Genomic DNA, 13,364 nt, shown 5'->3' with positions numbered 1-13,364 from the left:
ATGTGATGGAGGAAAACGTTTTTTTCTACTATACCAACGACCTACATAGTCATTTTGAAAATTGGTCCAAGATTGTTGGACATTTGAAGGAAAAAAAGGTGCAGCATGAAAGAAAGAATGAATCGTGCTGGTTAATCGATAATGGTGACCATTTAGATCGGTCAAACCCGATTACAGAGGCAATGTTGGGAAAAGCGAACGTTGAGTTACTCAATGATGCTCATTATGATGTTGTTACGATTGGTAATAACGAGGGAATTACTTTGGGGCATTCGGATCTTTATCATTTATATGATGATGCAACGTTTAACGTTCTTTGTGCGAATCTGCAAAATAGAAGGTCAATGGATCAGCCAAGCTGGTTAGGGCAAACCTACTACGTAACGTCAAAACATGGACTAAAAATTGGTTTTGTAGGCGTAACAGCGCCTTTTTTCAGACTTTACAAGATCCTTGGCTGGGATGTATTTGCGCCATTCGATGTTCTAGATGAGATGATTCCAAAAATGAAAAAGGAAGTAGATGTTATTGTACTGCTTTCTCACCTAGGACTAAGTGATGACGAAACGATTGCACGTAGGTACAAAGATATTGATGTCATCATTGGGGGACATACACATCACTTGTTTCTCGAAGGAGAGTATATTGGAAATACGTTGATGACTGCGGCAGGAAAGTTTGGCAATTATATAGGAGAGGTTCATTTAACTTGGGATCATTCTGCAAAAAAGCTCGTGCATAAAAAAGCTTGTGCAACAAATATAAGTCATTCTCAAAGGGATATAGAAACAGTACAAAAGTTAAAGGTATTCCATAGCAAGGCAACAACGCTTCTTAGCCAAACGATCCTTACATTAGATCACGATATTGATGTTAATTGGTTTAAGGATACAGAGATCATGCGCCACTTTGCACAAACACTATTAGATTGGACAAATGCGGATGTTGCGATGTTAAATACAGGTGTATTGTTGGAGGGGCTGGATAAGGGTGATGTGACATATGGAGATGTGCATCGTATTTGTCCACATCCAATTAATCCTTGTAAGGTCGAGATAAAAGGGGATGAACTGTTAGAAGTTATCAGAGAATCTCGCTCGAAGCGTTTTGTGGAATTTGAACTAAAGGGATTTGGCTTTCGTGGTAAGCTTTTAGGACGTATGGCCTTTGCTGGTTTGGACGTCATTACAAAGGTGCATACTGACGGGAACGAAACAGTAACGGATGTGTTGGTTGATGGCAAACCACTACAGCCAGATCAACGATATCAAGTTGTAACAGCAGACACGTTTACATTTGGCGGATTACTACCAGAGCTAGCAAGATCAAAAGTGAAAAAATACTACATGCCTGAGTTTTTGAGAGATTTACTAGTAAAAACACTGCAAGACAATTATTGAACGACACGCTAACAAATTTACAAAACGGTGACAGTTCAAAATAATAGTGCACATCTTCTTCCTTCATCCATATAGTGTTAGGGAGAAGGGAGTGTATCTATCTTGATTTCAGTAAAACCATTATTAATTGATAATATTCCTTTTACGGCAATTCGAGTGGAACTTCCAAAAACGAATCTTCTAGTTGTTTCAAATGAGATCGGGTACATTATGTGTGGAGCTTTGGATGTTGATTTGTTAAATGAGAAGTTAGCAGATCGAAATATTATTGCAGCACGTGCAACAGGTGTACGCACAATCGATCAATTACTGGAAGCGCCTTTAGATAAGGTCACTATTGGTGCGAAAGAAAAGGGATGGACAGAAGGTATGACTGGGAAAGAAGCATTGTTAAAGATTGCTGATTAATTTTAGGGTTACCCGATGTTTCAGCTTGCTTAAACGAGTTCGCTTTCTCGGAATGAAACTTAGTAGAAAACAAAGGAGCGGTGCGTGCTCCTTTGTTTTTTTAGTAAGTGAAAAAAAGATCTGTGCTTTCGTAAGGTTTGTATAGCAAATCTTGAGAATTTTTGGTATTCTTTATAAGAATAATGTCGAATGGTGTTAGGGAGTAAAATGATGAGACTAGTAGCCACTAAATCAATCCAAACAAGAACAACACTAGCTAAAACAATCTATAATGAAAATGGCCGAATTTTGCTGCAAAAAGGTGTAGAGCTTACAGATAAGATGATAACACGACTCATTCAATTAAATATTACATATGTTTATATTTCGGATAGTGATTCGGATGATATAATGATCACTCCGCCCATAACGGATGAACTTCGAGTGGAATCCTATCGGACAATAAAATCCTCATTTGCCCAATTTCAAAAAGAAGGTCTTGCTAAAAAATCATTTGTGTTCGAAAAAACGGGGCGGAAAATGGCGAATATAGTGAAAAAAATTCTGAATCAACTTCAGAGCTCAGAAGAAGTGTTGTCCATTCTTTCAGATATCTTGATCAATGATGACTATATTTTCACACATTCGCTTAATGTTACCATTTATTCATTAGCACTAGGAACGGAGTTAAGGCTGACAGAGCAACAACTCGAGGAAATCGGACTCGGCGCGATTTTGCACGATGTTGGGAAAGTTTTTTTACCGACGAAGGTTATTCAAAAAAAGGGTGAGCTAACAGATGAAGAATTTGAAATCATTAAGGGTCATACGGAAGCAGGCTTTGAATTTTTACGTAAGATTCCAAATATTCCTTTAGTTTCTGCTCATTGTGCATTTCAACATCATGAACGTTTAGATGGATCAGGTTATCCGCGTGCATTAAAGGATTGTGAAATACATTTCTACGCAAAATTAATTACAATTGCAGATGTGTTTGATGCCGTTACAAGCAATCGTGTCTACCGGGATGCTATGCTTCCACATGAGGGCATGGAAATTCTTTATGCGGGTGTTGGAACATTATATGACAAAAAAATGGTTGAAGCGTTTCGTAGAAGTATTGCTGTTTATCCAAATGGACTTAAGGTGCAATTAAGTGATGGAAGATCAGGAGTCGTGTTACAACAAAACAAACATTTATGTGATCGTCCGATTATTCGAATCCTTCAAGAAGATGGGAAAGACGTGGAAGAATTATACGAGTTGGATTTAGCTGAAACTTTGAATATTGTTATTGCCGCTTGTGAGACGACTTTTCAGTAGTTAAAATGAATGAAACGATTCTACCCCCCTTGAGACATGCATAAATTTCTCCATAAGGGGGTATTTACTGTGCGTAGAAGACCAAAGTTTAAACGAATAATGACTCCGCCTCCAATGAAACATATTGTCGTTGTCACGCTTATCTTTTTCATTATTACTTCCATTATAAGTGTTGTTATTATAAATAATGGGATCAAGCCAGTGTTAATGGATATTGCTAAAACAAGAACAGAGCAGTTGGCTAATATGGCAATAGGGATAGCGGTAAACAAAAAAATGGCAGAAGATTTAGATGTTGACAATCTAATCGAATTTGAAAAGGATGAAGACGGAAATATTGTACATTATAGTTTTAATACGGTTGTGGAGAACAGGGTTCAGCGTAATATACTGAATAGAGTTGAAAATTATTTAAATTTACTTGAAGATGGTGTTGTACCGGATCCAGGTGTACCACTTGATGTAAGTACGGATCCAGAATCAAACCCAAGCAAAGAAGAGATTCAAAAAAGTAAAGATTTACTCCAAATTCCGATTGGGCAAGTTTTAGGAATACCCCTGCTTGGCAGTCTAGGGCCTAAAGTACCAGTGAATTTAGATGTGCTTGGCTTTGTATCTACAGAAGTGGATGATAAATTAGTAGAATGGGGCTATAACAATGCCTATATCATCGTTTTTGTACGTATTAAAGTGGAATTAAGTGTTGTTATTCCTTTTGCTTCTGAACCGATCAGTATCGAGCAAAGTATTCCGATTTCTCGTACAGGTATTACTGGTGAAGTTCCAGATTATATTGGCGGTAATGATGGAGAAGATCCGACCTTATCCATACCAATGGATTCGTTAAAAGAACAGACCGAATGAAAGACTTGTCTTTACAAAAACGAGGCTTCCGTGATAGGATATGGCGGTTGCCTCGTTTTCTAGAAAGCATAGATTTTCGTCACAACGTATATTCCTCTAGGAAACACGTTGTTTACGAAAGTTATCAGGCGTCTATCCCCGCCTTCTCGGCAATGAAAATTTCTTTGACATAGGAAGATAGTCTCGGCTATAATGATAAATATCAGAATAAATTAAAAATTGAAACATCCCTCTTCTACTTCTTAAAGTGAGTGTTCAAAAAGTCGCCGAATTAGAAGCAAGCAGGTCGAGGCGGCGTAGTTTTGAGGAGCGCAGTGTAGACATAACCTACATGAGCACAAGGAAAGCTTCCTCGATTATACATCGCACGAAGGAAAAGCGGGCTTCTTTTCCAAGGACCGGAAAAACAAGCCAACGAAGAGATGCGCAGCTTATCATTTGGTGACTTTTTGAACTACCTCTTAAAGCATGTAAAAGGTTGATTTCAAAAAGGAGGTAATTTCATGGAAAATCGTTCACAGTGGGGAACTCGATTAGGCTTTCTGATGGCTGCAATGGGTTCTGCGATTGGTTTAGGAAACATTTGGCGATTCCCTGCAACAGCGTATGAAAACGGTGGAGGTGCATTTTTCTTACCTTATTTGTTTGCACTTCTAACTGCAGGTATTCCATTATTAATTATGGAATACACGATAGGACATAAATATCGTGGTTCTGCACCAAGGTCTTATCGAAAAATTAGTAAAGGAATGGAATGGATTGGCTGGTGGCAAGTAGGTGTATCCTTTATTATTTCCACTTACTATCCTGTCATTATTGCTTGGGCAATTATGTATGCATTTTTTTCATTTGGTACACAATGGGGAGCAGATCCAACCGCATTCTTTGTAGGCGACTATTTACAACTAGGAGATCCAGGAACATTTGGCGCATTAGTTCCAATGGTTGCTATTCCACTTCTAGTCGTTTGGGCAATTGTTTTATTTACACTTAATCGTGGGGTTAAAAAAGGAATTGAAGCTGCAAACAAGATATTCATTCCAGCATTAGCAATTATTTTTACGATTATTGTTATCCGAGCTGTAACACTTCCAGGTGCAATGGATGGTCTAGATGCATTCTTTAAACCTGACTGGTCAACAATAACCGACGGCTCTGTCTGGGTTGCAGCATATGGTCAAATATTCTTTAGTTTATCGATTGCATTCGCTATCATGATCACGTATTCTTCTTATTTGCCGAAAAAATCAGACATAACAAACAATGCATTTATTACTGGTTTTGCAAATTCATCATTTGAATTATTGGCGGGTATTGGTGTTTTCGCTGCGTTAGGCTTTATGGCTTCACAATCTGGCGTAGCAGTTTCTGAAGTTGTCCAAGGGGGAGTAGGGCTTGCCTTTATGGTATTCCCCGAAATCATTAGTCAAATGCCAGCATCAGGTTTCTTTGGATTCCTGTTCTTCGCATCATTAGTATTAGCGGGGTTATCTTCTCTCATTTCGATCTCAGAAACCTATATTGCTGGTGTCCAAGAGAAGTTTAACATCTCTCGTGGGAAGGCTGTTTTACTTGGCGGCGGTCTTGCAACCTTATTATCGTTGTTGTTCGCGACACAAGGCGGACTCAATTTATTAGACACTGTTGATCACTTCATTAACAATTATGGGGTAGCATTGTCAGGGTTGTTTGAAGTTGTAGCAATTGCATGGTTTGCAAAGCTTTTAAAAGACTTCCAAGCACATGCGGATGACATTTCCGATATTAAACTTGGTGCATGGTGGAAGCTATGTTTAGGTGTAATTACTCCAATTGTACTTGGTTTCATGATGCTACAAAATTTAAAAAACGAAATTTCAGGAGCATATGGTGATTATCCAATTGAATTCCTCTTTAACTATGGCTGGATAGTTGCAATCGGAGCGATGTTTGTCGGTGCATTACTTACACTTAAAAAATGGCCGAACGATGCTGCTAATAGTAATCAAGACTCCGAAGATGAGGAGGTGGCGCGATAATGTCTGGTGGCGCTATTACGATGGGACTTATTGGTGTAATCATTATTTGGGGCGGTTTAATCGCAAGTATTTTACATGCAAGAAAAACTTCTAAATCTAAGTAATATGAATGTTAATGAAAATGGACCCTTATTTTAAAAGGTCCATTTTCATTTTATTTATGTTTGTCAGCACGTTCCCAGCGTTTTAAATAAGGATAAGGGTCAAATGACCACTCACTATAACCGTTATCTTTATACATACCATAATGCAAATGAGGTGGGAATTTTCCGGATGTGCCAGGTGGCCCGTATCCAGTTGCTCCTACTGATCCAATTATATCTCCAGGTTTCACAACATCCCCAACTTCTATTCCATCTTTATAACCGTTTAGGTGAGCATAATAGTGGTAATTATTGTTCATATCCCTTATTCCAATTCTCCAACCACCGAAACGATTCCATCCCTTTATTTCGACTACTCCATATGTTGTTGCTTTTACTGGTACACCATAGTTAGCAAAAATATCAGTTCCTTCATGAATACGTCTCCCACCAAACCCTCTGGCATCCCCCCATGTGTTTTTATAGCTATAATTGGCATGAAGGGGAAGCGGGAATGAACGGTTATTTAAATCTAATGTTCCGAATGTCTGATACACTTTTGCCATGTTCATAATCGTTTGTACCGTTAAGTCCCGATGGTAAAAACGCCATAGTCCAATCTTAATATCCTGTTCGGTTCGTCCGAATTTCTTTAGGTAATTTGCCATTGTGAAAAGAACATCTTCATTGTTATCAGGGTCTGCAAGATTGTCTCCATTTCCATCTTTCCCGATTCCTTTAAAAAGAGAAATGATTCTATCATCGTTTGTTCTACTTGGGTTTCCGATTCCATACCACTTTGTTTCGGGTATATCAATGGTTATGAGTTTTTCGGATTTCTCTTTTGTCGTATTCTTTTCATATTTGTCAATAGCCGCTAAATAATACCAAGGGACAAGAGTAACTGCTTCTGTTTTTTTGTAGAGCGCCATTTTCTCTTCGTCTTCATTTTTTTCTTCAGCATGAACATCTGATACCAAAATAAAGAAAAGCATAAAAAGAAAAAAGCAGTGAAGCGGTCTCCGTTTGACTAGCATGTGATCTGTATTCACCTCCACTCATAGTTCGTGCCCAAATTCGAGTTTTAAAGAAGATATGTCGCTTATATCTGAGCACCTTCCAATTCCATTAATTATAGTTTGTACATGTGTCTTAGAATGATTAATGGTAATCTTATCAATTTAAAGTTAACACCCTTCCTCAGTAAGCAGAAGAAGGGTGTATGGTTTATTCCGATTTCATTTTAACATCTTCACCTTGGGGAGCTTCTTTCATGTCCTCGATGATACTATCGAGAGTGTTTTGGTGATCATCGCTTTCTGATGTCGAATTCTTAAGACTTTGGATGTCCCTAAACGTAACTGCCTTATCTGAAACATAGACGTGGTAAAAACGTGGTGTAATCGACATTGCAGTTTTCTTTACAATTGTCGCTGCTTCATCAGGATCTAAATCATCTGGCTTGTCATATGCAATAAGCACTTCGTCATCTGTAACGAGTGTTGCGGCATCTCCAAATCCTTCATTTCGTAAAATCAATCGTGTAATTGTGTCGGCCAGTTTGTGACGGTCAATTGTTACAGCGTGATTTTGTTCTGCATCCATATCTAATTGATCTTTATCATAACGAACATATCCTAAACGCGAGGAAGTGTCGTCTGTTGGCCCTAAAGTTGCAGGGTCATTCGCCTCGCCGCTATTACCTCCATCAATACCACCTTGATCTATTTGTTCGGTTGCATTATTGCTATTAGCACAACCTGCAACAAATAGTGTCGAAGCAAGCAGTGATGTGAAAAAATACTTTTTTATCACGATAAAAAACCTCCTGACTGTTAAAGCCTAAAGATGCTCCCCTTTTTATTGTGAGTCATTTTGATCTTCTACATGCTAGAAATTGTGTCCATTACTTACTTTTTGAAGATTCGCTTTAAAAAATATGATAAAATATAACCAGCTAAGGATCGTATTTTTCAAGGGGTGAGACATAATGATTGATATACAAGGGAAAAAATATGAAATAATGGAAGAAGCAAAGAACGGGTTTCAGCAAGAGGCATTCGAGGAACGGTATAGTGATATTCTAAGTAAATATGACTTCATTTTAGGGGACTGGGGATATGATCAGCTACGATTAAAAGGATTTTACGATGACCAAAATCCGAAAGCCTCTTTTGATACGAAAATCAGTACCGCAGAGGACTATTTATATGAATACTGTAATTTTGGTTGTGCTTATTTTGTATTAAGGCGTGTAAAAGAAAATTAAGCTACTTCAAACCAGTAGCTTAATCTTTAAATGGTTTTAGGTTTTTAGACCCCCACCTCTAAGCGAAGCGTAGGTGGGAATTTCCAATCAGGTGGAGTCGAGACTCCATCTGATTCCCCGATGTTTCAGCTTGCTGAAACGAGTTCGCTTCACACTTTTAGACCATTAATCATTCTCTTGTTCTGGTTTTACGTCTCCCTCATGATCGTGAAGCGGGTGAGATCCTTCTAATTTTCTTGGAAGATCTTGGTGAAAATCTTTATACGCATATGTGAACTGGCTTTTTCTTCTTTGCCCCTTTTCCCAAGGTGTAGATTTTCCTTCAACGGGCATATCTTTTCTAATTGGTGAACCGTATGGCCCCTCAGGAGTTTCTTCGGGTACCAATTCGTTTCTCAAACTTTCTACATTTGAAAAATCGGAATATTTCTTTTTGCCCTCTTCAGACACGTAAAAAACCTCCTTTGTACAGTAGTTTGACCAAAGGGGTTCGTAATTATGAAGTGTTGACTAAAGATTTAAGAGGAAAAATGACTTCGGAGAAATCGCCTTAGGTCATCAGCCTCTACCTCAGTGTAATTAAGATCGTGTTCTAATAATGCTTCTTCTTCCAATGTCACTTGATCTAATAGAGAAAACCGATTACTTTGCAAATCCACTACAAGTTGTTTCCCTTTAAATCGATCAGACTGGAAAATGATGAGATCATACCGATGATAGTAGCCCTTAAAACTGACTATCCTACTTTTCATCAATTCAGTTTCATCGATGATGGTTGTCCAGTTATTTTCCATAATTTTCACCTTTCGTTTTTGGTTAATCGAATACTTTAAGTTATTTGTCCGATTAAAGTATAAGAAAAGACTTCAATTTTCAGTATTATTGACGATACGTCGTATTTTTCTAATCATATCATAGCTGATTTTTTTGTCCAAATCGATTTTTATGTTGATCTGTGTCTGTGGTATGATTGATAAATGAAACTGTAGGAGGGATCGTGTCATGTATTTTGTTGATCGAAACGAAATGGAACGAACAATTCTCTACATGGAAGGACTTATAAATGAGTACCATCAGCATACATTTGATTCGTTTCTAGAGAGGCTCAGCCTTGAACGAATGGTTCATATGACCATTGAATCTATGCTAGACATAGGAAATATGATAATAGACGGTTTTATCATGCGAGATCCTGGAAGCTTTGAGGATATTGTGGATATTCTTGTTGACGAAAAAGTTCTCCCAGAAAACGAAATACACATGTACAAAGAAGTCATTGCATTAAGGAAAATGCTTGTTAAGGATTATTTGCATATTGATCATGAACAAATAAAACAGGTAATGGATTCTAGCCTTTCGTCAATGGAACACTACACACAACGAGTGAGGGATTATGTTGAGGGGGAAACTGGGACAGCCTCTACTTTTACTGGACAAAAGGACTGATTTTTCCAATGTACGGTTCAGATCAAGAAGGAGGAAACGGTTATGAAACAGTATAAAGGGTATTTCATTGATCTTGACGGGACAATGTATCGTGGTACCGAAAAAATTGAGGCTGCATCCGATTTTGTTAAAACATTAAAAGATAAAGGAATTCCACTTCTTTTTTTAACGAATAATTCTTCTAGAACGCAGGAACAAGTTGCTCGTAAGCTTAACAGCATGGATATTCCAGCTATTCCAGATGAGATATTCACAACGAGCATGGCAACTGCTTCTTACATAAAACAGGAGAAAGAAAATGCACTTGTTTACGCAATCGGTGAAGAAGGCTTATTCGACGCATTAGAGAAGGCCGATTTGACTTTGTCTATGGAAGATTGTGATTATGTTGTAATGGGGGTTGACCGAGAGATCACTTATGAAAAATTAGCAACCGCATGTTTAAATGTTCGCTCTGGGGCTTCCTTTATTTCGACGAACGGGGATGTTGCAATTCCAACAGAAAGGGGTTTACTGCCAGGCAATGGATCACTAACGTCTGTTGTTACTGTAAGTACAGGTATTCAACCACTTGTTGTAGGAAAGCCAGAGGCAATAATAATGGATCAGGCACTAGAAAAAATAGGGTTATCGGCATCTGAAACTGTTATGGTGGGGGATAATTATCATACCGATATATTAGCTGGAATGAATGCCGGATTAGATACACTAATGGTTTTTACTGGCATTACTACAGCAGAAGAACTACAGCAATATGAGATTAAACCGACATTTCAAATCCATTCCCTTGAAGAATGGATTCCAATGATATAACGAACAAAAGCTTGTTGGACTACTAGGAATCCAACAAGCTTTTTACATAAGGTATGGTCTAAAAAAAGGCAATGAGTAACAGGTTGTGTGATGTGTATACATACTTACTGTTCGCTTCATGCTTTGAATATTTTCCTAACCAAGTACAAAGGTAGGAATGTTATTCGTCATCAGCTATTCCGTGGGCAAGCCTGCTAGATGCTGCAGCAGCAATAGCTCCAACGATGTCATCTAAAAAAGTATGGCAATCACCAGATGATTTGTCATTTAATTTTTTTAGAATGCCTGGTTTTTGTTTATCAATATAGCCGTAATTGGTAAATCCAATTGAACCATATACGTTAACAATTGATAATGCAATAATTTCATCGACCCCATAAAGGCTTTCGTCTTTAGCGATCGTTTCTTGCAGTGGTGACTCTAATTGGTTTTTCTCGGCCAAGACGTCTAATTGAATTCCAGTAATCACTGCGTTTTGTACTTCACGTTTTGTAAGAACCCGATCAACCTGATAATGGCATTCATCTAATGTTAAGTTATCATGATATTTGTTTTGTAAGTAGTAAACAAGATCGGCGATATCATCGATCGTTACACCTCGTTCTTCCAGCCACGCTCGTGCTTTTTTTTCTAACATACTTTTTTTCGTTTGTTTTTCCATTTCATTCACACCAATCTTTTTTAGTATAGGATCCTTAATATCTTATGGAATGATAATTTCCATGAAAAGGTTCAGATCTATCGGAACTTATCATAAGATGAACAAAAAGCTGAAGAAGGGGAGATAATCGTTGAAGGAAGTATTATCCCAATATCTTCATAATGTTGACGGAAGCAAAATTACGATAAATGGAATCGAAGGATACAGAATAAAGAACCATATCTATTTTATCATTCCTACCGCTTACAGTGAAGAAGTACACTATGAACAAAAGGCAATAGCAGACTTTCTTCACAACCAAGGAATGATCCATGTTGCAACTCCTATTTTCTCCCACAGTGGATATATAGTGACGCAATATGATCAAAAAACATATGTGGTACTTGAAGCTCAAATCAAGGAATCACTCGATTCATCTTTATCGAACGGGTGTAAGTTAGCTATGTTTCATAATGCAGCGAAACGTTATCCATATGAGCCAAAGCATCTTTCAAGTTATGGTAAATGGAGAACACTTTGGGCGAACAAATTAGCCTTTTATGAAGAGATGTACGTAAACAAGACAACCACAAAAGCGTCACCATTTCACAGATTATTTGTTGATACTTTTCCATATATGATCGGGTTGACTGAAAATGCACTACAATATTTACAAGAAACAGAGTTAGATACAAGATATAATGAAACAGATCGCGGTACAATCAATTTTATACGGTATAACCAACAATTGGATCAACAAATTATTTTTCCACAAGATTTAGTATATGATCATCCAGCTCGGGATATTGCCGAATATATTCGATTTCTTTTATTACAAGAAATCGAGGATCCTTTTCAGCAAATTCAGAACTTCCTACAAGAGTATGGTAAACAGTCGCAAATGTCCATTTTTTGTTGGCGATTGATTTATGGACGGCTGCTATTTCCGACGCACTTATTTGATGAATTAGAAAAAGGATTTCAGTCACATAACCTAGAATATAGTTATAAGCAATTTAAAGAAATATTGAAAAAACAAACCATCTACGAGAAATATATAAAATCTTTTTTCGGTGAGATTGGTATGGATGCCGCATCGTTACAAATTCCAATTATTGATTGGTAAAAGGAGGAAGAAATCCCGAAATGACGAAACCACGTCTCTATATTACACGAAAATTGCCGGAGCACATTGTTGGTGAATACCGACAATATTTTGATATTAAAATGTGGCCATATGAGGAAAAATCAATCGAACGTAAAACGTTAATGGAAGAAAGCCAAAAGTCGGATGCTATTGTTAGCATGTTAACAGATGAACTGGATAAAGATTTTTTTATGAGAATGAAACAATTAAAAGTCGTTGCTAATTTTGCAGTAGGATACGACAACATAGATGTCAAAGCAGCAAAACAACAGGGCATTATCGTAACGAACACGCCCGATGTTCTTACTGAAACGACAGCTGACTTAACATTTGGATTGTTGCTTAGTACGGCTAGAAGAATAGTAGAAGCAAGCGACTATGTAAAGAAAGACAAATGGAAAAATTGGTCTCCCTTTTTGTTGGCGGGAACCGATGTCCACCACAAGAAGATTGGTATTGTTGGGATGGGGAGAATCGGTGAGGCTGTAGCTAGACGTGCACAAGGGTTTGAAATGGAAATAGTATATTATAACAGGTCAAGAAAGAGACATGCAGAGGAATCCCTTGGTGCAACCTATTTGTCTTTTGATAATTTGCTAGAACAAGCGGATTATGTAGTATGTTTAGCGCCACTAAGTGAGGAAACGAAAAATTTGTTTAATAAAAATGCATTTAAAAGAATGAAGCAGTCCGCTATCTTCATCAATGCTTCCCGTGGACAGGTTGTGAACGAGAATCATTTGTATGAAGCATTGATGCAAGGTGAAATTAGGGGAGCTGGCTTAGACGTTTATACGGAGGAACCAATTAGAAATACGCACCCACTTTTAGCATTGGATCAAGTCATCTGTCTCCCACATATTGGTTCAGCAAGCATCGAAACTCGTGAAGCAATGGCACAGCTCTGTTTAGAAAACATTCGGCTTGTTATACAAGGAAAAGAACCAAAAACACCTGTATTTAATTAAATACAA

At 37.7% G+C, this 13,364-nt stretch carries 16 protein-coding genes; 11 read left to right on the top strand and 5 right to left on the bottom strand.

Going from position 1 to position 13,364, the window contains the following annotated elements; translation table 11 throughout:
- Positions 1-5: 5 nt before the first annotated feature.
- The 6 genes from NC797_RS00375 (at position 6) to NC797_RS00350 (ending at position 6,096) form a co-directional block, all read left to right on the top strand.
- Entirely contained in the window at positions 6-1,400 is a 1,395-nt protein-coding gene (locus NC797_RS00375) for a bifunctional metallophosphatase/5'-nucleotidase (RefSeq protein ID WP_272434595.1), read from the top strand.
- Positions 1,401-1,502: 102 nt separating this feature from the next.
- The gene (locus NC797_RS00370; protein ID WP_272434594.1) at positions 1,503-1,808 is read left to right on the top strand and encodes a YunC family protein; all 306 of its coding nucleotides are present in this window, start codon (positions 1,503-1,505) and stop codon (positions 1,806-1,808) included.
- A gap of 210 nt (positions 1,809-2,018) precedes the next feature.
- The gene (locus NC797_RS00365; protein WP_272434593.1) at positions 2,019-3,110 is read left to right on the top strand and encodes an HD-GYP domain-containing protein; all 1,092 of its coding nucleotides are present in this window, start codon (positions 2,019-2,021) and stop codon (positions 3,108-3,110) included.
- A 69-nt stretch (positions 3,111-3,179) separates the two neighbouring features.
- Positions 3,180-3,974 carry a sporulation protein YunB gene (gene yunB, locus NC797_RS00360; protein ID WP_272434592.1) on the top strand — a complete coding sequence of 265 codons (795 nt, stop codon included), beginning with the start codon at positions 3,180-3,182 and terminating at the stop codon, positions 3,972-3,974.
- Positions 3,975-4,477: 503 nt separating this feature from the next.
- On the top strand, positions 4,478-5,992 hold the full coding sequence (locus NC797_RS00355; RefSeq protein WP_272434591.1) for a sodium-dependent transporter: 1,515 nt from the start codon (positions 4,478-4,480) through the stop codon (positions 5,990-5,992).
- Positions 5,992-6,096, top strand: a complete 105-nt coding sequence (locus tag NC797_RS00350; protein ID WP_272434590.1) for a methionine/alanine import family NSS transporter small subunit — start codon at positions 5,992-5,994, stop codon at positions 6,094-6,096. Before NC797_RS00355 ends, NC797_RS00350 begins: the two co-directional genes overlap by 1 nt.
- A gap of 50 nt (positions 6,097-6,146) precedes the next feature.
- Here NC797_RS00350 and NC797_RS00345 read toward each other — a convergent pair whose 3' ends face one another.
- Both NC797_RS00345 and NC797_RS00340 read right to left on the bottom strand, forming a co-directional pair.
- A complete protein-coding gene (locus NC797_RS00345) occupies positions 6,147-7,112 on the bottom strand; it encodes a M23 family metallopeptidase (RefSeq protein ID WP_272434589.1) in 966 nt (321 codons plus the stop codon).
- A gap of 190 nt (positions 7,113-7,302) precedes the next feature.
- A complete protein-coding gene (locus NC797_RS00340; protein WP_272434587.1) occupies positions 7,303-7,890 on the bottom strand; it encodes a YhcN/YlaJ family sporulation lipoprotein in 588 nt (195 codons plus the stop codon).
- A gap of 175 nt (positions 7,891-8,065) precedes the next feature.
- Here NC797_RS00340 and NC797_RS00335 point away from each other — a divergent pair, with 175 nt between their 5' ends.
- The gene (locus NC797_RS00335) at positions 8,066-8,344 is read left to right on the top strand and encodes a YutD family protein (RefSeq protein WP_272434586.1); all 279 of its coding nucleotides are present in this window, start codon (positions 8,066-8,068) and stop codon (positions 8,342-8,344) included.
- A 165-nt stretch (positions 8,345-8,509) separates the two neighbouring features.
- On the opposite strand, the gene NC797_RS00330 is transcribed toward NC797_RS00335, so the two are convergent.
- On the bottom strand, positions 8,510-8,794 hold the full coding sequence (locus NC797_RS00330; RefSeq protein WP_272434585.1) for a hypothetical protein: 285 nt from the start codon (positions 8,792-8,794) through the stop codon (positions 8,510-8,512).
- A 68-nt stretch (positions 8,795-8,862) separates the two neighbouring features.
- Complete coding sequence (locus NC797_RS00325) at positions 8,863-9,138, bottom strand: SAV0927 family protein (protein ID WP_272434584.1); 276 nt, start codon at positions 9,136-9,138, stop codon at positions 8,863-8,865.
- 208 nt (positions 9,139-9,346) lie between these two features.
- Between NC797_RS00325 and NC797_RS00320 the strand changes: the two genes are divergently transcribed.
- Positions 9,347-9,790: a DUF86 domain-containing protein gene (locus NC797_RS00320; RefSeq protein ID WP_272434583.1), complete on the top strand. Its 444-nt coding sequence runs from the start codon at positions 9,347-9,349 to the stop codon at positions 9,788-9,790.
- Between the two features lie 42 nt (positions 9,791-9,832).
- The gene (locus NC797_RS00315) at positions 9,833-10,603 is read left to right on the top strand and encodes a TIGR01457 family HAD-type hydrolase (RefSeq protein ID WP_272434582.1); all 771 of its coding nucleotides are present in this window, start codon (positions 9,833-9,835) and stop codon (positions 10,601-10,603) included.
- Between the two features lie 160 nt (positions 10,604-10,763).
- Here NC797_RS00315 and NC797_RS00310 read toward each other — a convergent pair whose 3' ends face one another.
- Positions 10,764-11,264: a phosphatidylglycerophosphatase A family protein gene (locus NC797_RS00310; protein WP_272434581.1), complete on the bottom strand. Its 501-nt coding sequence runs from the start codon at positions 11,262-11,264 to the stop codon at positions 10,764-10,766.
- Positions 11,265-11,394: 130 nt separating this feature from the next.
- Between NC797_RS00310 and yutH the strand changes: the two genes are divergently transcribed.
- Both yutH and NC797_RS00300 read left to right on the top strand, forming a co-directional pair.
- Positions 11,395-12,369 carry a spore coat putative kinase YutH gene (gene yutH / locus NC797_RS00305; protein ID WP_272434578.1) on the top strand — a complete coding sequence of 325 codons (975 nt, stop codon included), beginning with the start codon at positions 11,395-11,397 and terminating at the stop codon, positions 12,367-12,369.
- A 20-nt stretch (positions 12,370-12,389) separates the two neighbouring features.
- Positions 12,390-13,358, top strand: a complete 969-nt coding sequence (locus NC797_RS00300; protein WP_272434577.1) for a 2-hydroxyacid dehydrogenase — start codon at positions 12,390-12,392, stop codon at positions 13,356-13,358.
- Positions 13,359-13,364: the final 6 nt, after the last annotated feature.

Source organism: Terrihalobacillus insolitus (assembly GCF_028416575.1).
Taxonomy (GTDB): Bacteria; Bacillota; Bacilli; order Bacillales; family Amphibacillaceae; genus Terrihalobacillus; species Terrihalobacillus insolitus.
The sequence above is the reverse complement of the archived record's forward strand: the minus strand, read 5'-3'. Positions and strand labels throughout refer to the sequence as shown.